Origin of the sequence: Micromonospora sp. CV4 (assembly GCF_003667455.1) — a bacterium.
In the GTDB taxonomy this organism is placed as follows: Bacteria; Actinomycetota; Actinomycetes; order Mycobacteriales; family Micromonosporaceae; genus Micromonospora.
Genome location: NZ_RCVI01000253.1, coordinates 1 through 23,783, shown reverse-complemented (window position 1 = coordinate 23,783; position 23,783 = coordinate 1). Strand labels below are relative to the sequence as shown.

The window sequence follows — 23,783 nt, the reverse complement described above, 5'->3', positions numbered from 1 at the left end:
AAGGTTCACACCGAAGCGGTCACTCCAGCACGGCTGAGGGGTTGGTCACGGTAGACGAGACACGTTCCACCGGGGGAAGACTCCACAGCAGGAGCTGGAACGGGTCCTCTCCGCAGGTGAGCCAGGTGCCGTCGCCGAGCGCCATCGGGCTCTCCGAAATGGGCATCGGGTACTCGACCTGACCGAGCACGTCACCCTGCGACGCGTCAATGAGCCAATGCCGCGGGCGACCATACTCCTCGTCGTTCTCGTCGGCGCTCGCGATCACCGTGTGCTCGTCGACGAAGCCGCACAGGTAGTCCCAGTAGGGCTCCTCCGCCGTATCCGACGGCGGCTGCCGGTGTGGCTGAAGCTGGTCGGCGGCGACCTCGTGCAGCACCGTCCCGTCGGGAAGCCGATGAATCGCCAGGTCTCCCTGATGGTGGGCGACCGTGAGCAACAGTTTTCCGGACGGGCTGACGTCGATGAGGGAACGGTCGTCGTCCCCGATCGAGGTGACGGTGAGTTGGGCGCCGTCCCACCGGCCCCACCGCAGCGGGACACCGTCCTGGCCTTCGCCGATGCTGATGCCCATCTGACCGGGGTCGGGGTGGGGAACGTGGTGGGAGCCGGCGGCTGCGGTGCCGGTCGAGGCCCGTCCCAGGACGCGACCGTCGGTGGCGTCGATCACGAGCCACTCCTCGTCGTACTCCGGCTCCGCGTCGTCGGGCAGAGGGGTGCGTACGTGCGCCCACACCGTCGAGCCGTCCGCGCTGATCGAGCACGAGCCCTGATCGGGGTAGCGGTGCTCGTCGGTGTCCGCGTACTCCTCGTAGGACTCGTGCAGCGACGTGCAGGAGGAGCCCCAGCACGCGTGCCGCACACTCCAGCGCAGCGCGCCGGTCCGGTCGACCGCGTGCAGCGCGTGCTGGCCGCTGAAGACCGCCAGATCGAGAGTGGGGCTCACGGCATCCACCCCGCCTGCCCGACGTGGCCATGGCGCCGGGAACCGCGCGGCGGGGGTGTCGTCACCGGCGAGGAGCCGGTCGAGGTCGTATGCCGACAGCTCGTCGTCCCGGCGGATCACGACGAGCCGGCGGTGCGGCCAGCGCTGGACGGCGGGCGTGTCGGCGGTGCTGGCCATATCGGGTACGCGAGGGGCGTTCGACGGCATCCGGAAGGACGTCACGAGGTGAGGGGTGAAGCGCACCGGAGCATCCTGCCAGAGTGCGCACCACGGCTCTGGAGCGTCGTGGTCGTTGCCGCCCTGGCGTTCGCCGATGGCGTCAGGCTGCCTGGGGCTACGGCGTGTTGGTCTCGTCGCAGGGGCGACCGATACCGAGGTTGACGCGGTCCTGCCCCCCACTCGACCGGACGATGAGCGGTAGGCAGGTCGAATTCGCGACCCACGTGCCACCGACGAAGGCCATCCACTTGGCTCGTCCATCGTTCGGCGCGCAGGCGTGCACCTGGGCGGTCGCCGCGGGCGTGGTGGGCGCACCCCACCCGATCCGCGCGTCGTCTTCCCATCCCTGTGCCACCTGAAGGTCGACGACCGCGCCGGCGCGGATGACGAGCCCCCATTTGGCGAATAGCCGAGCCGCTGGATCGGCCTCTCCGGATTCCGCGACCGACAGCATCGCCCGGTCCGGCACGGCTACGTCTTCTCCCACTAATCGATAACCCGGCGGTAGTTCCGGCATCGCCTCCACCGACGGCGTGCACGGTGGCTCGGCACTGTTGTCACGCGTCGCGGCGCCTCCGACAGGCGGCCCGGGCGGTTGGCGCGAATCGCGTGGGGACGTACAGGCGGTCAGCATTGCCAGCAGGCACAGGACGCTCACCCCCAGGACCGGCCTGGTCCGGCTGCCCGGCGAGGGCTCCGGGCGGACCGGGACCCACGCGTCCCAGGTCTCCGGAGAACTCGAATCCATTCGATATTCATAGCAAAATTGGGCAGGTAATGATCGCCGAGTACGTTCCTGTCATACCCGACGCCCTCGACAGTTGGTTGCCGAACGCTACCGTTTGGTGACCGCGGGCTGTTCGTCGCGAAACCCGCCGCCACCGGACCTCTCGGTGAAGAATGGTGGACCGGGGAGGGTGCTGCGACGGACCCGGGGGAGCAGGCGTGCTCGGAACCAGCCTCCTGGGCCGGCTTCGCGGCCGTGACCCTGGGGATGTCGTCCTGCGGCGTGCGGCACGGCTGACCCTCGTCGCCTCCGCTGTCTTCTACGCCTGCCGCTACGGCGCGGACAGTCCGATGCTCGCCACGTACGGCCTGTTCGGCGTCGTCGCCGCCGGGTCGTTCGCGCAGCTGCCCGGTCCGGCGCCCCAGCGGGCGCGGATCCTCGTCACGTCGCTGCCGGCCGTCTGGGCGCTGATCGCCGCGGGCACCCTGCTGGCGTGGAGCACCTGGGCGGCGGCCGGCGGAATGCTGGTCATCGGGTTCGTCGTGGCGTTCGCCGGTGTCGCCAACTCGCGCCTGGTGGGGCTGGCCAGCGCGTTCCAGCTCTTCTACATCCTGGCGTCCTTCCCGCCGTACGAGCCGGACACCCTGCCGGAGCGCCTGGGTGGGGTCACGCTCGCCGTCGTCCTGCTCGCCGTGGCCGAGGTGGTCCTCTGGCCCGATCCGGTGCCGGTCACCTACCGGCAGCGACTCGCCGAGGCGGCGGACGGCGTCGGGACGTTCCTCGACGACACGGCGGACGCGCTGACCCACCCGACCGGTGGTCGGGACACGCGGCGGGAGCGCGCGTACGACGCGGTGGCCGCGCTCGCCTTGAGCCGCAATCCTCCGGCGTGGGCGCCCACCGCGGCGGGCGCTCAGGACCGCGCGTTGCGAATCTGCGCGGCGGCGTTGCGGGAGGTGCTCGCCGAGGCGGACCGGTTGGCGGCGGACGCGCCGCCGGAGCCGATCCCGGACCTAGCGGCGGTGCGGTTGCTGCGCTCGTGCGCCGACACGACCCGTGCCGCCGGCCGGAGCCTGTCGCCGGATGGGCCGCCGGTCGACCTCGGCGGCCTGGACGTCGCGGTCGGGCGGGCCGAGGCGGCCTACCCCGTTGGAGAGGGCGACGGCCGCGCCGCGCCGGACGTGCCCCGGTTGTGCCGGGACGCGACCGCGCTGGCCCTCGCCGCCCAGGTGCGTGTCCTCGCCGTCGGTACCCGGGTGGCCAACGGGTCGCGGCTCGACGGCGAGGATGCCTACTCGGGGCTGTTCGAGTACGCGCGGCACGGCCCATGGACGCTGTACTGGCGGCAGTTCCGCGCCCACCTGGCGCCCCGCTCCGCCCACCTGCACAGCTCGCTGCGGCTGGCTGTGGCGCTGGCCGTCGCCCGGGTGGCCGCCGGGCTGTTGCAGCTCACCCACGGCTTCTGGGTGCTCCTGGCGACCCTCACCGTCCTGCGCACCTCGGCGGCGAACACCCGCACGGAGCTGCGGCCCGCCGTGCTGGGCACGATCGTCGGCGCCGTCGTCAGCGGTGGGCTGATGCTCGTCATTCAGGAGCCGATCGTCTACGCCGTCGCGTTGCCGTTCACGCTGATGCTGGCCTTCGGCGTCGGTCGCCTCCTGGGGCCGGTCTGGCAGCAGGCGTTGTTCACGGTGCTGCTGACGTTCGTCTTCGCCCAGCTCGCCCCCGAAGGATGGCGACTCGCCGCGGCCCGCCTGATCGACGTCGTGCTCGGCGCCGTGATCGGTGTGCTCGCCGGAGTGGCGATGTGGCCGCACGGCGCGAGCCGTGACCTGCGGCGCAACGCCGCCCGCTACCTCGCGGCCTGCGCGGACGTGGTGGAGCAGACCGTCCAGGCGGTGCTCGGCGGCCCCCCACCCGATCGTGCGCTCGACCGGGTCCGCAGGAGCACGACCCTGGTCGACTCGTCCTACTGCCAGTACCACTCGGAGCGGCCCGATCCGCCGAGCCGGGGCGTGGACTGGGAGGCCGTCCTGGCCACCGGGCACCGCGCGGTGCCCGCCGCCGAGTCGCTGCTGCGACGCAACCCACCCGGCTGTCTCGCCGGTTGGCCCGCGGCGGCGGCGTTGCTGCGCGACTCCGCAGGTCAACTGCGATCGGGGTACGACGACCTCGCCGACGAGGTCGCGCACGGCCGGTCGTCGAGCCCGGTGCCCGTGCCCACCAACTGCGTCGACGAACTCGACCGCGTCCGCCCGTTGCTGGGCGAGGTCGGCTCCCGGTCCTCGATCCGGCATCTGGTGGAGGTCGACCGGTGGCTCGCCGGCCTCGCCGACAGCCTCGCCCGGGTCCGCCCGCCCGGGGGTGGTGACGCGTCCAGTCGAGGCGGGAAGTCGTGACGAGTCGCTCGGGCGGGCCGGTGGTGTCGGACAGTGTCGATCGTGTCGGGCCCGGCCGGCAGGATGCTCGTGAGCGGTATACCTGAGAGTCATATTTATACCTCTGAGTCATCACGCTCGTCAGGGACCAGCCCGCCCGCGCGCGGCCGGCAGGTGACTCGTCCATGCGCGGCAGGCCGCCGGTCGCCGATTGGTCGTGCCCATCCCCGACCGTCCGGCCTAGCGTCGGAGTCATGGAGATCGAGCAGGCACAGAAGCTCTGGCAGCCGGAGCCCGGTTGGTTGAACACCGCCTCCTACGGCTTGCCACCCGAGCCGGCCTGGACGGCCATGCAGGCGGCGCTGGCCGACTGGCGGGTCGGTCGCACGTCCTGGGAGGGCTGGGGCGACTCGGTGAACCGGGCGCGGAACGCGTTCGCCGGCCTGATCGGGGTGCCGGGCGAGGACGTGGCGGTCGGCGCCACGGCCTCGCAGATGCTGGCGCCGGTCGCGGCGGCGCTGCCGGCGGGGTCGACGGTGGTGGTCCCCGAAATCGAGTTCACCTCGAACCTCTTCCCCTGGCTGGTGCAGGCCGAGCGGGGCGTCACGGTGCGCACCGTGCCCGCCGACGAGCTGGTCGACGCGATCGACGCCGACACCGACCTGGTCGCGTTCAGCCTGGTGCAGTCGGCCGACGGCGCCGTCGCGGCGTACGACGAGATCGTGGCCTCGGCCCGCGCACACGGCGCGCTGGTCGTGGTGGACGCGAGCCAGGCGTGCGGCTGGCTGCCGTTCGACGGGAGCCTGGCCGACGTGGTCGTGGTGAGCGGCTACAAGTGGGTGATGGGCCCGCGTGGCTGCGCGTACGCCTATCTGGCCCCGTCGTTGCGCGACCAGCTGCGTCCGGACGCGGCCGGCTGGTACGCGGGCCGCGACCCGCACGCCTCCTACTACGGCCCGCCGCTGCGGCTGGCCGACGACGCCCGCCGGTTCGACATCTCACCGGCCTGGTTCAGCTGGGTGGGCGCGGCGCCCGCCCTGGAACTGGTCGCCGAGATCGGCGTGCCGGCGATCCAGGCGCACAACGTGGCGCTGGCCAACCGGTTCCTGACCGGGCTGGGCCGGCCGCCGGGGGAGAGCGCCATCGTCACCGTCGACGTGCCCGACGCGGAGCGGCGACTTTCGGCGGCCGGCATCCGGGCGGCGGTGCGCGCCGGGCGGGTCCGGGCCTCGTTCCACGTCTACTCCACCGAGGCCGACGTGGACGCCGCCCTCACGGCGTTGGCCGGCTGAGCCCGCCAACGGGCGGCCCACCGAAGCGCCGGTGAGCCGCCCGGCCGGCCGCGCCCTGCGGGGTCACGGCCGGCCCGCGATCGCCGTGGTGGTCAGGAACAGACGCTCAGGTTCGCGGAGGTGTAGGAGAGCAATCCCCACTCCAGGTCGAGCCCGGCGGGCATGTCCCACCTGCCGTCCGCGCGCCGGCCGAAGTAGGCGAAGTTGCTGCCGAGCCCGTCGTAGTAGAACCATCCCTCGCTCTCGTAGAGGCTGAGGCGGGTGGCCGCCTTGGCGAAGGTTTTGGGACCGACGACGCCGTCGCTGACCAGACCTCGGTCCAGCTGCCACCGCTTGGTGGCGGCCGTCGTCGCCGGCCCGAACCGGCAGTCGACGCCGGAGGCGGCGAGGTAGCCGTCGGCCTTCAGGATCGTCTGCCACATGGCGACGACGTTGTTGTACGAGCGCGTCGACGCGGAGATGGGGCCCTCGTCCCCCCAGTCGTCGGTCCAGGTGCCGGAGCCCATCACGTACCCCTGGTTGACGTTGGCCGTCGCCGGTGCGGCCGAGACGGCGAGTGTGCCGACCGTGGCGACGGCCAGCGCCGTCGCCACGGCCTTGATCCGTGCAAGCATGTGCATCCCCTTCCGGGCGGGTGGCTTGCCAGCTTCACGTGTGAAGCCCCCGGTGGGTTGCAGTCGCCGGCACGGCGTCTCAGGCCAGGTGGCCGCCGATCTTCGTGTACCCGCGCAGCAGGTCCCGCGAGATGATCAGGCGCTGCATCTCGTCGGTGCCCTCGAAGATCCGGTAGAGCCGGACCTGCCGGTACCAGCGCTCGACGGGCAGCTCACGGGTGTAGCCCATGCCGCCGTGGATCTGGAGCACCCGGTCGACCACCCGGTTGACCATGCCGGCGCCGTAGAGCTTGCCCATCGACGAGGCGTGCCGGGGATCCATGCCCTGGTCGACCGTCCACGCCGACTTCAACACGAGCCAGCGGGCCGCCTCCAGCTCGGTCTCCGAGTCGGCGATCATCCACTGGATGGCCTGGTTGGTGCCGATCTTCGAGCCGAACGTCTCCCGGGTGTTGGCGTGGTCGATGGCCATCTGCAGGACCCGCTCGGCGATGCCGATGGCGTGCGACGGGATGGTGTAGCGGCCCTTGCCGATCCACTCCATGCCGAGGGTGAAGCCCTGCCCGATCTCGCCGAGGATGTTGCGGTGCGGCACGCGTACGTTGTCGAAGATCAGCGACGCGGGCCCGCCCTCGCCCATGGTCTGGATGAACTCCGAGCGCCAACCCATCGACCGGTCGACCAGGAACGCGGTGGCGCCGCCGTTGCGGGCGCCCTTCTCCCGGTCGGTCACGGCCACCACGATGGCGAAGTCGGCGTCGTTGCCACCGGTGATGAACGTCTTCTCGCCGTCGAGGATCCAGTCGTCGCCGTCGCGGCGGGCCGACAGCCGGATGTTCGCCGCGTCCGAGCCGGCGCCCGGCTCGGTGATCGCGAAGCAGGAGCGCCGCTCGCCCTCGATGGTCGGGATGAGGAACTCCCGCTTCTGCTCCTCGGTGGCGTGGAACAGGATGTTGTCCGCCTCGCCGCCGAAGCGGAACGGCACGAACGTGTGGCCCAGCTCGGTCCAGATCAACGACTGGAGCACGGCCGGCAGGTCCATCCCGCCGTACTCCTCCGGGGTGGCCAGACCCCAGAAGCCGAACTTGCGCGCCTTGAGTTGCAGCTCGCGCACCTCGGAGTGGTCCAGACCGGGCTGGTGCGCCCGCTCCCGGCGGAGCACCTCCGCCTCCAGCGGCATCACCTCGCGGCGGATGAACGACCGGACGGTGTCCCGCACCGCCCGCTCCTCGTCGGTCAGCGAAAAGTCCACGGTGGTCCTCCTGGCGTCGGTGCTGCCGGTCACCCTTAAACTAGCGGTGTAAGTTTTGTCGCGTCCAGACCCCACGGTCGAGACCCGCGAGGAGCGCAGTGCCCCGACCACGCCAGCCCCGGCTCACCCGGCAGCTCATCGTCGAGACCGCCACCGCGGTGATCGACGCCGAGGGCCTGCCGGCGTTCTCCACCCGGCGGCTCGCCGCCGAGCTGGGTGTGCGCGGTCCCTCGCTCTACAACCACTTCGCCACCAAGGACGAGATCCTGGACGCGGTCGCCGACACGGTCACCGCCGCCGTCGACACCAGCGGCTTCGCCAGCCGCGACTGGGCCGCCGCCCTGCGCGACTGGGCCTGGTCCTACCGGCGGGCGCTCACCGCCCACCCGAACATCGTGCCGTACCTGGCCCAGGGGCCGGGGCGTCGACCGGCCGCGCTGGCCATGGCCGACGCGGTCTACGGCGGCCTCGTGCGCGCAGGTTGGCCGCCGGCCCGGGCCACCCACATCGGCGCCGCGCTGCGTTACTTCGTGGCCGGGTCGGCGCTCGGGTCGTTCGCGCGCGGCTTCGTCGAGGACCCCGAGCTGTACGCCGCGCACTACCCGCACCTGCGCCAGGCGCACCGGCTCGCCGAGCACCAGCAAAGCGTGGATGAGGGCGCGTTCGCCCTCGGCCTGGACGCCCTGCTGCACGGCCTGGCCGCCGAGTACGCCCGCACCGTCGGCCCCCTCGACCCGGTGGAGTCCGCCCGGTCCAGCGGGTAGCGTCGAAACTCCCAGCGCTAGTTTCATCGCCCATCGCCCACCCCCGAAGGGACGACATGGACCTCGCCGCCGCGCCGTCGCAGCTACTGCCCGACGCCCTGCGCCTCCGGCGCCACCTGCACATCGCCGGCCAGTGGACCGAGCCCACCGCCGGTGACGTGCTCGCCGTGGAGACCCCGAGCACCGGTGAGCTGATCGGGCAGGTGCCGGCCGGCACCCCGGCCGATGTGGACCGGGCCGTGGCCGCGGCCCGCGCCGCCTTCCCCGGCTGGTCGGCCGCCGCCCCCGCCGAGCGTTCCGCTCACCTCGACCGGCTGCACACCGCGCTCGCCGCGCGCGCCGACGACCTCGCCCGCACCATCGCCGTGGAGCTGGGCGCCCCGCTCAAGCTCGCTACCCGGGTGCACGTGGGGCTACCGCTGACCGTGCTGCGTGACCACGTCGCGCTCGCCGCCCGCCCGCCGATCGAGGAGACGATCGGCAACTCCCTCGTCGTGCGCGAGCCGATCGGCGTCGTCGGCGCCATCACCCCGTGGAACTACCCGCTGCACCAGGTGCTGGCGAAGCTGGCGCCCGCGCTGGCCGCCGGCTGCACGGTGGTGCTCAAGCCCAGCGAGCTGACTCCGCTGACCGCGTACCTGCTCTTCGACGCGGTCACCGAGGCCGGACTGCCCCCGGGCGTGCTCAACCTCGTCCCCGGCACCGGCCCGGTGGTCGGCGAGGCCCTGGTCGGGCACCCCGACGTCGACCTCGTCTCGTTCACCGGCTCCACCGCCACCGGCGCCCGGATCATGCGGCTCGCCGCCGACCGGATCGCCCGGGTCGCGCTGGAGCTGGGCGGCAAGTCCGCCAACGTGATCCTCCCCGACGCCGACCTGGCCACCGCGGTCAAGGTCGGCGTCGGCAACACCCTGCTCAACTCCGGCCAGACCTGCACCGCGTGGACGCGGATGCTGGTGCACCGCGACCGGTACGCCGAGGCGCTCGACCTGGTCGCCGCGGCGGTGGCCGGCTACCGCCTCGGCGACCCGTTCGACCCGGCCACCCGGCTCGGCCCGCTGGTCTCCGCCGCCCAGGCCGAGCGGGTCCGTGGTCACGTCGACCGGGCCCTCGCCGACGGCGCCCGGCTGGTCTGCGGTGGTCCCGACGCCGCGGTGCCATCCCAGGGTCACTTCGTCGCCCCGACCGTCTTCGCCGACGTGCACCCCGACAGCGCGCTCGCCCAGGAGGAGGTCTTCGGCCCGGTCCTCGCCGTCCTTCCGTTCGCCGACACCGAGGAGGCGGTGACCATCGCCAACAACTCGAAGTACGGGCTGGCCGGCGCGGTGTGGTCCGCCGACACCGACGCGGCCCTCGCGGTGGCCCGGAGGCTGCGCACCGGCGCCGTCGACATCAACGGTGCGCCGTTCAACCCCCTCGCCCCGTTCGGCGGCTACAAGCAGTCCGGCCTGGGTCGGGAGCTGGGTGTGCACGGGCTCGCCGAGTTCAGCGAGCTGAAGGCGATCCAGCGATGAGCGGCACCGAGCCAGTGGCCGCGCCGGCGGGCGGCACCGAGCCGGCGTCCGCGCCGGTCACCGTCCGCGCGCTCGTCGCGCGCGGGTCCGGCGCCGAGCTGCGAATCGAGCGGGTACGCCTGCCCGCTCCCGGCCCCGGCGAGGTGCGGGTGACGATCCGCGCCGCCGGGGTCTGCCACTCCGACCTGTCGATGGCCAACGGCACCCTCGCGGCGAGGTTCCCGCTGGTGCTCGGGCACGAGGCGACCGGAGTGGTGGCCGAGACCGGGCCGGGCGTGGACCTGGCCGTCGGCACGCCGGTGGTGCTCAACTGGGCGCCGGCCTGCCGGGCCTGCTGGTGGTGCCGGCGCGGCGAGCCGTGGCTGTGCGCCGCCACCACGAGCCCGACCGTGCCACGCGGCGAGACCGACGACGGCGTCCCACTGCACCTGACCCTCGGCCTGGGCGCGCTCGCCGAGGCGGTGGTGGTACCCGAGCGCGCCGTCATTCCGATCCCCGCCGGGCTGCCCGCCGAACAGGCGGCGCTGCTCGGCTGCGCGGTGCTCACCGGCGTCGGCGCGGTCCGTAACACCGCCCGGGTGGCGCCCGGCGAGTCCGTCGCCGTCGTCGGGCTCGGTGGGGTCGGGCTCGCCGTGCTCACCGCCGCCCGCCGGGCCGGCGCCACGACGATCCTCGCCGTCGACGTCGCCGAGGCGAAGCGGGACCTGGCCCTCGCCGCCGGCGCCACCGACTTCCTGCTCGCCGACGACCGGCTCTCCAAGGAGGTACGGGCGCGCACCGAGGGCCGGGGCGTCGACCACGCCTTCGAGTGTGTCGGGCGCGCCGCCACCATCCGCGCTGCCTGGCGGCTCACCCGGCGCGGGGGAGCGGTGACCGTCGTCGGCATGGGCGCCAAGGACGACATGGTCAGCCTCGGCGCGCTCGACATCTTCCACTCCGCCCGTACGCTGCGCTCCTCGGTGTACGGCTCGTCCGACCCGGACCGGGAGGTGCCGGTGCTGGCCGCCGAGCTGGCCGACGGTGCACTCGATCTGCGCCTGCTGGTCAGCGGCACGATTCCGCTGGACGAGGCGCCCGCGGCGTTCGACCGGCTGGCGCGGGGCGAGGGCGCTCGCTGGGTGGTCACCCTCGACTGAGCCGAAAGGGGTTGGTCGGCGGTCGCGTATCGGTGCCGGTGGGACGGACGGAAAGACCCTTCCTGCACGGTGAGTGTCGGCGGGCCGGGCGGTCAGCCTGGGGTGGGCCGGTTACTGCGTGCTTGCGTGACGCCCAGCCACTCGCCGAGCCGACGGCGGACCCGGCTGCGGCGATATCCGCCGTGCACCGCCCCGGTTGGTGGTGGATCGAACAGCGATCCCGACCCGGGTGCGGCCGTGGCCGGCCTGGTCACGAACGTCGCGCTCCACCGGGCGACCAACGACTCGGTGGCACGTGGTGCCAGTCGGTGGGCGGCCAGCGCCAGGTGTGCGACCAACCCCGTTGTTGCCTGCCTGCGTGGGCGGCGGGCGCACGCGAGGATCTTGGCAGCGAGACGCTCCGGTGCGGACGCGGGCGGGATGGCCCGTAGTTGGCGGCCCGAGTGGTTGGCGGCCCGCTCGAAGAAGGGTGTGTCGACCGGCCCCGGTAACACGAGACAGACCCGTATCCGAGGATGACGGGCGACTGCCTGCTGAAGGTTCAGCGCCAGCCCTCTGATGGCGAACTTGGTCATGGAGTAGAGCGGGACCAGCGGGTTCGGAAACAGTGACAGCAACGACCCGACGAGCACGAGGACCCCGTTGCCCTGCGCCTGGAATGTCGCCATTGCAGCGCGGGCGCACAGCGTGGTGCCGAACACGTTGGTGTTGACCAACCGACGAATCTCGTCCACGGATTCAGAGCCCAGCGGCCCGGCAATGCCGACGGCCGCCGCTTCGACCCAGACGTCTATCTGCCCGAACCGCTGCGCCGCCAGCCGGGCCAACCGCTCGACGGCCGCGGGATCTGCGATGTCGGTCGGCACTACCAGCACCTGCCCGCCTCGTGCTCGGCAGTCGTGTTCCACCTCCGCGAGCGCTTCCTGGCTGCGCGAGGCGAGTACCAACCTGGCCCCTTCGGCGGCGAACGCCAACGCGGTCGCGCGGCCGATTCCACTCGACGCCCCCGTAATCAGCACCACGGCGTCACGGAAGGTTCTACGCCTGACCATCACACCTCCCGCAACGCAGACGACATGGACCATCTACCCACGGGCGCGACGATCACTCGCAGGGCGCATCACGGCTGCGGGGCGTGACGTGGGAGCCGGCGCACCTGCTACGGGTGGGCCGGCTCCAGGTCACTTGCCGGTGACGATGCCCGGGTTGATGCAGAGCCCCGGGTTGGCGCCGTTCTTCTCGGCGATCTCCAGGCAGCGGGTCACCTTGTCGACCTTCGCGTTGGTCTCGGTGATCTGCTTGGAGATCTCGGCGTTCTTGCGGTCCTGCTCCAGGTTGCGGGTCTGGGCCAGCTTGTCCTGGAACGCCTTGATGTTGCCCTCGGTCTTCTCGTCGTGGTTCACCCGGGTGATGGTCACCGAGAGGATGTCGACGTCGGCGGCGAGCCGGGTCTCGGCGCTGGTCTTGATGTTCGCCGCGAACGGCTTCAGGTCGACGTTGAGGTCGCCGGTCTGGGCGTCGATCTTCTCCAGCGGGTTGTACGCGGCGAACGCGTCGTTGACCGCGCTGTCGAGCTGCACGCCCACCCGCTGGCCCCGGAAGCTGTCGAAGTCTCCCTTGTAGTCCATGAACTGCTTCGGCGCGTTCTCCGGCTTGACCTGCCACTCGACGAGCACCTCGACGCACGCGTCGGCGAGTGTGCCGGTACGGACCCGTACGCAGTTGTCGCCGCCGATGTGGTCGTACTTCTGGCGGCCGGCGTCCCACTCACCGACCTTCTGCCAGGGAGCGACCCACTTCAGGCCGGAGCCGGTCACCTCACCGGTGGGCTTGCCGAAGCTGGTGACGATGCCGACCGAGCGGATGGGCACCGAGTGGGCGCTGGAGGTGACACCGACCAGCAGGGTGAGGGCGAGAAAGACGAGCGCCGCGAGGGCGGCCATCCGCTTCAGCGGCCGCGCCGGGGTGACGAGGGCCAGGACGGCGCTGACCGCCAGGGCGACGGCGAAGACGATCGCCATGGTGAAGCCGACGGGCATGGGGTGGGGACCTTCCACTGGGCTGTGTGGATCATCAACCTAGGGGGGCCGGTCAAGGCGGCGACGCCGGGGAGTGGGGTTTGGGCACGTCTCCTTCCGGCTGAATATGGATGCCATCGACATGGCTCGACTCGCGCGGCCCGCCGTAGGTTTCCTCCACGCGACGGCCCTGTGACCACGGTCACCGACCGGACGTCGCCGCGACCTGCGGAGGATGAGGCGATGGCCGGGCAAGCGCTCCTGTCGGCCCGTGGGCTGACCCGGGACTTCCGGGGCTTCCGGGCGGTCGATGACGTCGACCTCGACGTCGCGCCGGAGAGTGTGCACGCGCTGGTCGGCCCCAACGGCGCCGGCAAGACCACCCTGTTCAACCTGCTCACCGGCTTCCTCCGCCCCAGCGGCGGGCGGATCGAGCTGGACGGGCGGGACGTCACCGGGCTGCCCCCGGAGCAGGTGGCCCGGCTCGGCGTGGCCCGCTCGTTCCAGATCACCAGCCTCTTTCCGCAGTTGTCCGCCCGGGAGCACGTCGCGCTGGCCCTCCAGTCGTCCAGCGGGCTGGGCTGGCGGTTCTGGCGCTCGGCGAAGCTCATGGGTCGCTACACCGCGCGGGCCGACGAGCTGCTCGCCATGGTGGGACTGTCCGAGTTGGCCGACGCCCCCTCCGAAGCGCTGGCGTACGGCCGCAAACGGGCCCTGGAGCTGGCCATCGCCCTCGCGCTGGACCCGAAGGTGCTGCTGCTCGACGAGCCGACCGCCGGAATGGGCCTCGAAGACGTCGACCGCACCGTCGAGCTGATCGGCCGGGTCCGCGAGGGCCGGACCGTGGTGATGGTCGAACACAACATGAGCGTGGTCGGCCGGCTCGCCGACACCGTCACCGTGCTCCAGGCCGGCAAGGTCCTCGTCGAGGGCCCGTACGAGCAGGTCCGCGCGGACGAGCGTGTGATCACCGCCTACCTGGGAGCCGCTGATGCTGCGCATTGAGAACCTGTCCGCCTGGTACGGCGAGGCGCAGGTGCTGCGGGACGTCAGCCTGGAGGTCGCCGCCGGCGAGGTGGTCACCCTGGTCGGGCGCAACGGCGCCGGCAAGTCCACCCTGCTGCGCTGCGTGATGGGGCTGCACTCCGGCCAGCGCGGCACGGTCGAGCTGGACGGGCGGGACGTCGGGAAGCTGCCGGCGCACCGGCGGGCCCGACTCGGGCTGGGCTGGGTGCCCGACGACCGGGGCAGCTACGCCACGCTGACCGTCACCGAGAACCTCACCCTGCCGCCCCGGGTCGGCCCGGACCCGTGGTCGCTGGAGCGGGTGTACGAGGCGTTCCCCGCCCTCTACACCCGGCGCGACTCCGCGGCCACCATGCTCTCCGGCGGTGAGCAGCAGATGCTCGCGCTGGCCCGGGTGCTGCGGATGGGCGCCCGGCTGCTGCTCTGCGACGAGCCCACCGAGGGGCTCTCTCCACTGTTGGTGCAGCAGGTCGGTGACCTGTTGCGGGAAGCCAAACGGCACGGGGTGACCGTGCTGCTGGTCGAACAGAACCTGCACTTCGCCACCGGCGTCGCCGACCGGCACTACCTGCTGGCCGAGGGACGCGTCGCCGAGGCGATGGACAACTCCGAGGTGCGCTCGCGGGAACGCGAGCTGCTGGCGTACCTCGGGATCTGATTTTCCGACGACGACTCGCGCGATGAGGCGCGGAATGGATGGAGTGGGCATGCGCAGGACGGTGGGTGTGGCCGCGGCGTCGGCCGCGGTGGTGCTGGTCGCCGGTTGCGGCGGCGGTGGGCCCCAGTCGGGCGGCGACCAGAAGCTGACCGGCGACAAGATCGTGCTGGGCGTGCTGAACGACCAGTCCGGGGCGTACTCGGAGTTGTCCGGAAAGAACTCGGTCACGGCGGTGGAGATGGCCATCGCCGACTTCACCGCCAAGTACGGCGACAAGGCGGTGACCAAGGACATCACCGTGGAGACCGCCGACCACCAGAACAAGCCGGACGTGGCCAACTCCAAGGCCCAGGAGATGTACGACCGCAAGGGCGTCGACCTGATCCTGGACGTGCCCACCTCGTCGGCGGCGCTGAAGGTCGCCGACGTGGCCAAGGAGAAGAAGAAGCTCTACTTCAACATCGGGGCGGCGACCACCGACCTGACCGGCAAGAGCTGCAACAAGTACACCTTCCACTACGCCTACGACACGTACATGCTGGCCAACGGCACCGGGAAGACCACGACCGAGCAGATCGGCAAGAACTGGTACATCCTGTACCCGAACTACGCCTTCGGTCAGGACATGGAGAAGAGCTTCTCCACCGCGATCACGGCGGCCGGCGGGAAGGTCGTCGGCAAGGACGGGGCGCCGTTCCCGAACACCAGCGGCGACTTCTCCACCTTCCTTCTCAAGGCGCCGACGCTGAACCCGAAGCCGGACGTGCTGGGCACCATGCAGGCCGGCGCAGAGTTGGTCAACGTGGTGAAGCAGTACAACGAGTTCAAGCTGCGCGACAAGGGCGTCGGCCTGGCGGTGGGGCTGATGTTCCTCACCGACATCCACTCGCTCACCCCGGCCGCGCTGGCCGGCACCACGTACACCGACGCCTGGTACTGGAACTTCGACGCGAAGAATCGGGAGTTCGCCGACCGGTTCCAGCAGAAGGCCGGCACCCGGCCGACGTTCGCGCACGCGGCCAACTACTCCGCCGCGTTGCAGTACCTGGAGGCGGTGCAGGCCGCCGGCACCGACGACGCGGACGCCGTCGTCAAGGGCCTGGAGGGCAAGACGGTCGAGGACGTCTTCCTGCGCAACGGCAAGATCCGCGCCGAGGACCACCGGGTGGTGCACGACGCGTACCTGGCCCAGGTGAAGCCGCAGTCCGAGGTGACCGAGCCGTGGGACTACGTCAAGGTGCTCAAGACGATCCCCGCCGCGGAGGCGTTCCGCGCGCCGTCCGCGGACTGCAAGCTGTGAGCGTGTGACGCTGTGAGTGGATTCGCGCAGAACACGTTCAACGGGTTGGTGAGCGGGGCGTTCTACGCCCTGCTCGCCCTCGGGCTCGCGGTCATCTTCGGCATGCTGCGGGTGGTCAACTTCGCCCACGGCGCGTTCTACATGCTCGGCGCGTTCGGCGCGTACGTGCTGCTCACCGAGGCGGGCGTGCCGTTCTGGGCGGCCCTGGTGATCATGCCAGTGGGGCTGGGTCTGCTGGGCATGGCCCTGGAGCGCGCGGTGATCCACCGGCTGACCAGGCTCGACCCGCTCTACAACTTCCTGCTCACCTTCGGCCTGACGCTGATCCTTCAGGACCTGGTGAAGTTGCGCTACGGCGTGCAGTCCAGCCCGTACGAAACCCCGTCGCTGTTGAGCGGGACGGTGAACTTCGGGTTGTTCGACTTCCCGACCTACCGGGTGTTCATCCTCGGCTTCGCGGTGCTGCTCTGCGTCGCCGTGTGGTGGGTGCTCACCCGGACCCGGATCGGCATGGTGGTCCGCGCGTCCACCGAGCGGCCCGATTTGACCCGCGCGTTCGGTATCGACGTCGGACGCTGGGTGACCCCGGTCTTCGGCTTCGGCATCGGGCTGGCCGGGCTGGCCGGTGTGCTGGCCGCGCCGATGCGCGCGGTCAACCCGCTGATGGGCGCCGACCTGATCATCGTGGTCTTCGCGGTCGTGGTGATCGGTGGGCTGGGGTCCATCTTCGGGTCGGTCGCCGCCGGCTTCGGCATCGGCCTGGTCCAGGCGTGGGGCGAGGCGTACCTGTCGAACTTCCCGATCGTGTCCCAGACGATCGTCTTCATCGTGATGGCCGCGGTGCTGCTCTGGCGCCCGGCCGGCCTGTTCGGCCGTGAGGAGGCGCCGGCATGACCAGCACCGTGGACACTCCGGCCGACGCGCCCCGGGCGGCGCCGCCGTCCGGGCTGGTCACCGTGGCCCGTGCCCCCGGCTGGGTGCGGTACGCGCTGCTCGCCGTCGGGCTGGCCGTCGCCGCGTGGCTGCCCAACGGCCTCTATCCGGCGGTCGCGGTGGACATCCTCTGCTGGGCGTTGTTCGCCGTCGCGGTGGACCTGCTGCTCGGCTTCACCGGGCTGATGTCGTTCGGGCACGCCGCGTTCTGGGGCACCTCGGCGTACGTCACCGGGTTGGTGGCGATCCACGCGGGCCTGCCGTTCCCCCTCGCGGTGCTGGCCGGGGCGCTGGCCGCGGCCGTGCTGGCGGTGCCGATCGGCTACCTGGCGGTCAAGCGGACCGGCATCTACTTCGCCATGGTGACGTTGGCCTTCGCGCAGATGGTCTACTACGTCGCCAACGAGTGGCGCTCGGTGACGCAGGGCGAGAACGGCCTCCAGGGGGTGCCCCGATCGCTGTTCGGCTGGGACCTCACCGACGACTACTACTTCTACTACGCGATCCTGCCGATCGTGCTGCTCGGGCTGTCCGCGGCCTGGCGGATCGTGCACTCGCCGTTCGGTCGGGTGCTGGTCGGCATCCGGGACAATCCGGCCCGCGCGCGGGCGCTGGGCTATCCGGTGCACCGCTACAAGCTCACCGCGTTCGTGCTCTCCGGGTTCATCGCCGGCCTCGGCGGCGGACTGTTCGCGGTCGGCCACCGGTTCGTCTCGCTGGACGTGCTGCACTGGACCACCTCCGGCAAGGCGGTCATCGTGGTGGTGCTCGGCGGGATCGGCACCCTCTGGGGCGGGGTGCTCGGCGCCGGGATCGTGGTCCGGCTGGAGGACTGGCTGTCGTTCTCCGGGTTCGAGGCGATCGGCCTGGTCACCGGCGGCATCTTCGTCCTCGTCGTGGTGCTGTTCCGGCGCGGCATCTGGGGCAGCGCCGCGGCGCTGGCCCGCCGGCTGGTGGCGCGCCGCCGGTAAATTCCCGCGCCGGCGCATCCGCCGCGCGCCCTCGTGGCGTACCCCCGGGTAGGAACACCTACCCGGGGGTACGTCTGGTGCTGACCGAGCCGATGCCGGCGGAGGCCGTGGAGACCGCGCTCAAGCGGGTCACGCTGGCGGCCGAGGACCTGGACGGCAACCGGGTCGCCACGGTGCTGCTGGAGCTGGCCGGGGAGTGGGGGGTGCCGGCGCTCTGGGAGCAGGTCTGCCAGCCGCTGCTGGCCCGCCTGCCGGGGCGTACGCCCGCCGAGATCGCCGTCGAGCACGCCCTCTGTGCGGGGCTGCGGGTCGGGCTGGACGTGTACCGGCGGGAGCCGGGCCGGTCGTTGCCCGCCGGCGGCGTGCTGCTCGCCGGGGCCGAGCGGGAGGCGCACTGCCTCGGCCTGCACGCGCTCGCCGCCGCGCTGCGCGAGCAGGGTCGCGGCTGCCTGCACCTCGGCCCCGCGCTGCCGTGGACCGCGCTGACCAGCGCCGTGTACCGGGCCCGCCCGAGCACCGTCGTGCTCTGGTCGCAGACGCCGGTCACCGGCCGCGCGTACCGCCTGGTGCGCTTCGCCCGGGACTTCCCGCTACTGCGGGTGTACGGCGCCGGGCCCGGCTGGATCGAGCCGCTCGCCGCGCCGGCGACGCGCCTGCGCACGCTGCCCGCCGCCGTCACCGCCTGCCTGGCCGCCCCGCGACCTTGCTGACCTCGGCGGCTGGCCGGCCCCCCGACGTGACGCCGGACACATACGATACGGATCGGTTCCGTATCGTTACTGCCGCCAGTACTCTGACCGGAGTTACGAGTCTGGCCCGTATCGTATTGCGCGGCCGGTGAAACCGGGGGGAGAACCGGGCATGGAGCTGCACAACAACACCGGACATCCGAGGAGGTGGGCGATCCTGGGGGTGCTGGTGATCAGCCTCCTCGTCGTCGTCCTCGACAACACGATCCTCAACGTCGCCCTACGCACCCTGGCCGACCCGGTGCACGGCCTCGGCGCCAGCCAGGGCGAGCTGGAGTGGTCCATCAACTCCTACACGCTGGTCTTCGCCGGGCTTCTGTTCACCTTCGGGGTGCTCGGTGACCGCGCCGGACGCAAGCGCTTCCTGATGATCGGGCTGGCGCTGTTCGGCCTGGCGTCGTTGCTCTCCGCGTACGCCCAGGACCCGGCACAGCTGATCGCGGCCCGCGCCCTGATGGGGGTCGGCGGCGCGGCCATCATGCCGGTGACGCTGTCGATCATCTCGAACGTCTTCGACCCGCGCGAGCGTGGCCGGGCGATCGGCGTCTGGGCCGGCGCGGTCGGCCTCGCGGTGGCGATCGGCCCGATCCTCGGCGGCGCGCTGCTGGAGCACTTCTGGTGGGGCTCGGTCTTCCTGATCAACGTGCCGGTGGTGGTCGCCGGCGTCATCCTGGTCGCCCTGCTGGTGCCCGAGTCGCGCGACCCGCGCCCGGGCCGGGTCGACCTGCTCGGCGTCCTGCTCTCCGTGGTCGGTCTGGTCGCCCTCTCCTACGGCATCATCGACGGCGGCGAGCACGGCTTCGGTCGCCCGGTGGCCTGGGGTTCGATCGTCGTCGGCCTGGCGGTGCTGGCCTGGTTCGTGGAGCACGAGCGGCGCAGCGACCACCCGTCGCTGGACGTCCGGCTGTTCCGCCTGCCTCGGTTCGCCGCGCCGGTGGCCATCGTCGGCCTGGTGTTCTTCGCCGCGATGGGCGTGATGTTCTTCAGCTCGTTCTACCTGCAACTGGTACGCGACTACAGCCCGCTCCAGACCGGTCTGCTCTTCCTGCCCTTCGCCGGCGCCCAGCTGATCTTCGCGCCGCGCAGCGCCGCGATGGTCCGCCGCTACGGCGGCCGGGCGGTCGCCACCGTCGGGCTGGCGCTGACCGCGGCGGCGCTCGCCGCGTTCGCCTTCGTCGGCGCGTCCACCCCGATCTGGGTCGTGCTGGTCGTCTTCTTCTTCCAGGGCGTCGGAATGGCCAACATCATGCCGCCGGCCACGGAGTCGATCATGTCGGCGCTGCCACGGGAGAAGGCCGGCGTGGGCTCCGCGGTCAGCAACACCGTCCGCCAGGTGGCCGGCGCGCTCGGCGTGGCGGTTCTCGGCTCGGTGCTCTCGGCGGTCTACCGGGCCGACGTGGACGGCGCGCTGACCGGCCTGCCCGCGCAGGCCCGTGACGCGGCGAACGAGTCGATCTCCGGGGCGTACGCGGCGGCCGGGCAGCTCGGGCCCGCGGGGCCGGCGCTGATCTCGGCGGCCAACGACGCCTTCGTCACCGCCATGCACTGGGCGGCGGCGCTCTCCGCGGTGGTCGCCGCGCTCGGGATCGTGGTGGTGTTGCGCTGGATGCCCGGCCGGGAGGCCGTGGCGGACGCGCCGGCGGCGCCGGTCGCCGAGCCCGAGTTGGCCGGGACAGCCTAGGTTCGGGGACAATGTCCGACATGACGTCCACTGCCGATGCTCCGCGGTCGCCCGGGCGACCGCGGAGCCTCCGCGCCGATGAGGCGATCATCGAGGCCACCCTCGACCTGCTCGCCGAGGGCAGCACCATCGAGGCGCTCTCGATCGAGGCGATCGCCGCCCGCGCCGGGGTCGGCAAGGCCACCATCTACCGCCGCTGGGCCGGCAAGGACGCGTTGCTGCTGGACGCGCTGCGCCGGCTCAAGGGCATCCTGCCGCAGCCCGAGGGGCACTCCGTCCGGGACGACCTGGTGCTGCTCGTCGGCGCGATCGGGAAGAACGTCGACCCGCGAGCGGCGAAGATCATGCCCTGCCTGGTGCCCGCGGTGAACCGCAGCCCCGACCAGTTCCAGCTCTACCAGAACATCATCGCCCCGCGCCGGCAGCTCATGCGCGAGGTGTTGCGGCGCGGCATCAGCGAGGGTCTGCTCCGGCCGGACATCGACCTGGAGGTGACCATGGCGCTCCTCACCGGGCCGATGCTGATCCAACGGGTGCTGCGCTGGAACCCGGAGCTGGACGAGCAGGCCCTGCCGGAGCAGGTCGTCGACGCGGTGCTGGAGGGCATCCGCGCCCGCTGACCCGTACCCGGCCGGTGGTCAGCCGGCCGGGGTGGCGCAGCCGGTGGTCAGCCGGCCGGGTTGCGCAGCCGGTGCAGGCGCAGCGCCAGCTGCACCTCCAGCGCCCGCTCGGGCCGCTGCCAGTCGGCGCCGAGCAGCTGACCGACCCGCTCCAACCGCTGGGTCACCGTGTTGACGTGCACGTGCAGCTGCTCGGCGGCCCGGGCCAGGCTGCCGCCCACCCCGAAGTACGCCTCCAGCGTCTTCACCAGCGCCGTACCTCGCCGGGCGTCGTAATCGAGCACCGGCCCGACGGTGGCGGTGAGGAACTGGGCCACGTCCTTCTCGCCCCGGTCACCGACCGTGCCCAGCAGCAGCCCGACGAAGCCCAGCTCCGCCGTGCTCGCCCCCTGGCCGGAGCGGCCCAGCGCGCCCAGCGCGGTGAGGCACCGATCCGCCTCGTGGAACGCGCCCGCCAGGGTCGCCGGCCCGGCCGACGGGCCGCTCGCCCCGGCGGTCACCGGACGGCCGGTCACCCGGGACAGGTCCCGGGCCACCGCGCGGGCGCTGCCACCGGCGTCCCGCCCGGGCAGCATCAGCACCACCCGACCGTCGCGGGCCGCCGCCAGCCCACCCCGCGCCGAGGCGTACGTGGTGGCCCAGGAGAGCACCCGCTGCCGGGCCGAGCCGGTGGCCGCGATGGCGTCGTCGCCCACCGCCACCAGCACGTGCGGGGCGTCCAGATCCACCCCGAGGCGGCGGGCCCGGCTGCGCAGCGCGTCGGTGTCCCGCAGCGGCCGGGCGATCAGGTCGTCCAGCAGCTCACCGCGGACCCGGCCCTCCGCCTCCGCCACGGTGCGCCGGAACAGCAGCAGCAGCGCGGTCACCAACGCGGCCCGCTCCAGGATCCGCTGGTCGGCGTCGACCAGCTCGTCGTCCGGGCGCAGCACCAGGGCGCCCAGGTTCTCCGCGCCCGCCACCACCGCCGCGTACCAGAGCGGGCCGCGACGCACGCTGCGCCCCTCCGTCCGGGACGCGGCCACCGCCTCGACGATGTCCGCGCGGTCCGGCTCGTCGATCTCACCGACGCGGGCCAGCAGCCGCCCCTCGGCGTCCAGCGCCAGCAGCGCGCCGTCCAGCACCTCGGTCACCGCGGCCGCCACGTCCTCCACCCCGCCGCCACGCAGCACCAGCGCGGTCATCCGGTCGTGCGCCGCCGCGGCCCGCTCCACCGAGCTGCTGTGCGCCCGGATGGTGGTGTTCGCCGCCGACAGCTCGGCCAGCGCCGAGCGGGTCTCGGCCAGCAGCCGGGCGGTGTCGATCGCCACGGCGGCGTGCGCGGCGAGGGAGACCAGCAGCGCCACCTCCTCCCGGGCGAACGGCCGGGCCGAGCGGTTGGCCGAGTAGAGCACCCCGATCGACGTGGAGCCGAGCCGCAGGGGCACCCCGAGGATCGCCACCAGGCCCTCCTCGCCGACCCCGGCGTCGATCTCCCCGGTGTGGTGGAAGCGCTCGTCCTCGCCGTAGTTGGCGGTCACGTACGGCGCGCCGGACTGGGCCACCAGGCCGCCGAGGCCGGCGCCCATCGGCAGCCGCAGCCGCTGGAAACGGGCCGAGACCGACCCGTCGGTCACCCGCATGTACGTGTCGCCGCGCTCGTCGTCGTTGAGCGTCATGTAGGCCACGTCGGCGCCGAGCAGGTTGCGGGCCCGGTGCACGATCGCCCGCAGCACGTCGTCCAGGTCGCGCAGCCCCGCCAGGTCGCTGACCGTGTCGTACAGGCCGGACAGCTCGGTCTCCCGGCGGCGCCGGCGCTCCAGCAGCGCGCGGACCCGCAGCGCCACCATCTTCGCCTGCTCCAGCTCGGCCAGCCGGTCGGCGGGCAGTCCGGCGGCCCGCGCGGCCACCAGCGGTCCCTCGAACTCGACCGCCGCGGCCTCGCGAGCGAGCAGTTCCAGGAACTCCACCGGCGACGACATGGTCGACATTGTGCTCAGGCCCACTAGTTGGCCGTCCAGCCCCCGTCGAGCGCGATCGACGCGCCGGTGATGAACGCCGCCGGAGGCGAGCAGAGGTACGCCAGCAGCTCCGCCACCTCCTCCGGCTCGATCAGCCGCTTGATCGCCGCCCGGGCCAGCATGATCTTCTCGATCACCTCAACCTCCGGGATGTCATGGCTGGCCGCCTGATCGGCGATCTGGCTCTCCACCAGCGCGGTGCGCACGTACGCCGGGTTGATGCAGTTGGCGGTCACGCCGTGCGCGGCGCCCTCCAGCGCCATCACCTTCGACAACCCTTCGAGGGCGTGCTTCGCCGACACGTACGCGGCCTTGTACGGCGACGCGCGCAGCCCGTGCACGGAGGAGATGTTGACGATCCGGCCCCAGCCACGCGCGTACATGTGCGGCAGCGCGCGGCGGATGATCAGGAACGGCGCCTCGACCATCACCCGCTGGATGTACTCGAAGCGCTCGACGGGGAAGTCCTGCACCGGCGCCACGTGCTGGAGCCCGGCGTTGTTCACCACGATGTCCACGTCCACGTCGAGGCCGTCCACCGCGGCGGCGTCGGCCAGGTCCACGCCCTCGGCCCGGCCCCCGGCCTCGGCGGCCACCGCCTTGGCCGCCTCCAGGTTGCGGTCCACCACGAGCACCTTGGCGCCGGCCGCGCCCAGCCGCAGGGCGCACGCCCGCCCGATGCCGCTGCCGCCCCCGGTGACCAGGGCGGTCCGACCGGCGAGGTCGACCTGTACGACGTGGGGGACCGCCACGGGTTCTGCCGTCATGGCGCAAGAAGTTACGAGCTGTGTGCCCCCGGGCACATGGCTGGACGACACATACTCCACACCAAAGCTGTGTGGCCCGCCGCGCAGGGCTGGTTCCTCGACCGCTCTCGTCGATCATGAAGTCGTGGTGCCCGATCAGCGTGCTTTCGCGGCCTCTGTGACCCACCACAACGCCATGATCGACAGGGGCGGGCGTGTCTCTCGGGGCCCGTGGGAGGGCG

At 72.3% G+C, this 23,783-nt stretch carries 21 protein-coding genes; 13 read left to right on the top strand and 8 right to left on the bottom strand.

What is annotated here, in order from left to right; genetic code table 11:
• Nucleotides 1-19: 19 nt before the first annotated feature.
• Nucleotides 20-1,123 (bottom strand): hypothetical protein, encoded by a 1,104-nt coding sequence (locus EAD98_RS13965; protein ID WP_199723397.1) that lies wholly within the window; start codon nucleotides 1,121-1,123, stop codon nucleotides 20-22.
• Between the two features lie 157 nt (nucleotides 1,124-1,280).
• Nucleotides 1,281-1,634, bottom strand: a complete 354-nt coding sequence (locus tag EAD98_RS13960) for a hypothetical protein (RefSeq protein ID WP_121654471.1) — start codon at nucleotides 1,632-1,634, stop codon at nucleotides 1,281-1,283.
• Between the two features lie 476 nt (nucleotides 1,635-2,110).
• Between EAD98_RS13960 and EAD98_RS13955 the strand changes: the two genes are divergently transcribed.
• Both EAD98_RS13955 and EAD98_RS13950 read left to right on the top strand, forming a co-directional pair.
• Entirely contained in the window at nucleotides 2,111-4,291 is a 2,181-nt protein-coding gene (locus EAD98_RS13955) for an FUSC family protein (RefSeq protein WP_158609795.1), read from the top strand.
• 233 nt (nucleotides 4,292-4,524) lie between these two features.
• The gene (locus EAD98_RS13950; protein ID WP_121654469.1) at nucleotides 4,525-5,562 is read left to right on the top strand and encodes an aminotransferase class V-fold PLP-dependent enzyme; all 1,038 of its coding nucleotides are present in this window, start codon (nucleotides 4,525-4,527) and stop codon (nucleotides 5,560-5,562) included.
• Nucleotides 5,563-5,654: 92 nt separating this feature from the next.
• Here the strand turns inward: EAD98_RS13950 and EAD98_RS13945 are convergent, their stop codons facing one another.
• Together EAD98_RS13945 and EAD98_RS13940 are read right to left on the bottom strand one after the other, a co-directional pair.
• The gene (locus EAD98_RS13945) at nucleotides 5,655-6,176 is read right to left on the bottom strand and encodes a peptidoglycan-binding protein (RefSeq protein ID WP_233583819.1); all 522 of its coding nucleotides are present in this window, start codon (nucleotides 6,174-6,176) and stop codon (nucleotides 5,655-5,657) included.
• Between the two features lie 79 nt (nucleotides 6,177-6,255).
• Nucleotides 6,256-7,428 carry an acyl-CoA dehydrogenase family protein gene (locus EAD98_RS13940; protein WP_121654505.1) on the bottom strand — a complete coding sequence of 391 codons (1,173 nt, stop codon included), beginning with the start codon at nucleotides 7,426-7,428 and terminating at the stop codon, nucleotides 6,256-6,258.
• 98 nt (nucleotides 7,429-7,526) lie between these two features.
• Here EAD98_RS13940 and EAD98_RS13935 point away from each other — a divergent pair, with 98 nt between their 5' ends.
• Genes EAD98_RS13935 through EAD98_RS13925 form a run of 3 tightly spaced genes read left to right on the top strand, consistent with a single transcriptional unit; the run spans nucleotide 7,527 to nucleotide 10,842 of the window.
• Entirely contained in the window at nucleotides 7,527-8,192 is a 666-nt protein-coding gene (locus EAD98_RS13935) for a TetR/AcrR family transcriptional regulator C-terminal domain-containing protein (RefSeq protein WP_121654467.1), read from the top strand.
• 56 nt (nucleotides 8,193-8,248) lie between these two features.
• A complete protein-coding gene (locus tag EAD98_RS13930) occupies nucleotides 8,249-9,706 on the top strand; it encodes an aldehyde dehydrogenase family protein (RefSeq protein ID WP_121654466.1) in 1,458 nt (485 codons plus the stop codon).
• On the top strand, nucleotides 9,703-10,842 hold the full coding sequence (locus EAD98_RS13925; protein ID WP_233583818.1) for an alcohol dehydrogenase catalytic domain-containing protein: 1,140 nt from the start codon (nucleotides 9,703-9,705) through the stop codon (nucleotides 10,840-10,842). The genes EAD98_RS13930 and EAD98_RS13925 overlap by 4 nt, the downstream gene beginning before the upstream one ends.
• Before the next feature lie 92 nt (nucleotides 10,843-10,934).
• Here the strand turns inward: EAD98_RS13925 and EAD98_RS13920 are convergent, their stop codons facing one another.
• Nucleotides 10,935-11,864: an SDR family NAD(P)-dependent oxidoreductase gene (locus EAD98_RS13920; protein ID WP_233583817.1), complete on the bottom strand. Its 930-nt coding sequence runs from the start codon at nucleotides 11,862-11,864 to the stop codon at nucleotides 10,935-10,937.
• Between the two features lie 159 nt (nucleotides 11,865-12,023).
• Complete coding sequence (locus tag EAD98_RS13915; RefSeq protein ID WP_121654465.1) at nucleotides 12,024-12,881, bottom strand: SPFH domain-containing protein; 858 nt, start codon at nucleotides 12,879-12,881, stop codon at nucleotides 12,024-12,026.
• A gap of 222 nt (nucleotides 12,882-13,103) precedes the next feature.
• Between EAD98_RS13915 and EAD98_RS13910 the strand changes: the two genes are divergently transcribed.
• The 8 genes from EAD98_RS13910 to EAD98_RS13875 all read left to right on the top strand — a co-directional run bounded on the left by EAD98_RS13910 (nucleotide 13,104) and on the right by EAD98_RS13875 (nucleotide 20,798).
• Entirely contained in the window at nucleotides 13,104-13,865 is a 762-nt protein-coding gene (locus tag EAD98_RS13910) for an ABC transporter ATP-binding protein (RefSeq protein ID WP_121654464.1), read from the top strand.
• On the top strand, nucleotides 13,852-14,544 hold the full coding sequence (locus EAD98_RS13905) for an ABC transporter ATP-binding protein (protein ID WP_089016639.1): 693 nt from the start codon (nucleotides 13,852-13,854) through the stop codon (nucleotides 14,542-14,544). The genes EAD98_RS13910 and EAD98_RS13905 overlap by 14 nt, the downstream gene beginning before the upstream one ends.
• A 49-nt stretch (nucleotides 14,545-14,593) precedes the next feature.
• The gene (locus tag EAD98_RS13900) at nucleotides 14,594-15,844 is read left to right on the top strand and encodes an ABC transporter substrate-binding protein (RefSeq protein ID WP_199723396.1); all 1,251 of its coding nucleotides are present in this window, start codon (nucleotides 14,594-14,596) and stop codon (nucleotides 15,842-15,844) included.
• Between the two features lie 12 nt (nucleotides 15,845-15,856).
• Nucleotides 15,857-16,738, top strand: a complete 882-nt coding sequence (locus EAD98_RS13895) for a branched-chain amino acid ABC transporter permease (RefSeq protein ID WP_121654462.1) — start codon at nucleotides 15,857-15,859, stop codon at nucleotides 16,736-16,738.
• Nucleotides 16,735-17,748, top strand: a complete 1,014-nt coding sequence (locus tag EAD98_RS13890; RefSeq protein ID WP_121654461.1) for a branched-chain amino acid ABC transporter permease — start codon at nucleotides 16,735-16,737, stop codon at nucleotides 17,746-17,748. The genes EAD98_RS13895 and EAD98_RS13890 overlap by 4 nt, the downstream gene beginning before the upstream one ends.
• A 77-nt stretch (nucleotides 17,749-17,825) precedes the next feature.
• Entirely contained in the window at nucleotides 17,826-18,458 is a 633-nt protein-coding gene (locus EAD98_RS13885; RefSeq protein ID WP_233583816.1) for a transcriptional regulator, read from the top strand.
• A gap of 151 nt (nucleotides 18,459-18,609) precedes the next feature.
• Nucleotides 18,610-20,178 carry a DHA2 family efflux MFS transporter permease subunit gene (locus EAD98_RS13880; RefSeq protein ID WP_121654460.1) on the top strand — a complete coding sequence of 523 codons (1,569 nt, stop codon included), beginning with the start codon at nucleotides 18,610-18,612 and terminating at the stop codon, nucleotides 20,176-20,178.
• An 11-nt stretch (nucleotides 20,179-20,189) separates the two neighbouring features.
• Nucleotides 20,190-20,798 (top strand): TetR/AcrR family transcriptional regulator, encoded by a 609-nt coding sequence (locus EAD98_RS13875; RefSeq protein WP_121654459.1) that lies wholly within the window; start codon nucleotides 20,190-20,192, stop codon nucleotides 20,796-20,798.
• A gap of 47 nt (nucleotides 20,799-20,845) precedes the next feature.
• Here the strand turns inward: EAD98_RS13875 and EAD98_RS13870 are convergent, their stop codons facing one another.
• Nucleotides 20,846-22,765 (bottom strand): helix-turn-helix domain-containing protein, encoded by a 1,920-nt coding sequence (locus EAD98_RS13870; RefSeq protein WP_121654501.1) that lies wholly within the window; start codon nucleotides 22,763-22,765, stop codon nucleotides 20,846-20,848.
• Between the two features lie 14 nt (nucleotides 22,766-22,779).
• A complete protein-coding gene (locus tag EAD98_RS13865; protein WP_121654458.1) occupies nucleotides 22,780-23,562 on the bottom strand; it encodes a 3-hydroxybutyrate dehydrogenase in 783 nt (260 codons plus the stop codon).
• Between the last annotated feature and the right edge of the window lie 221 nt (nucleotides 23,563-23,783).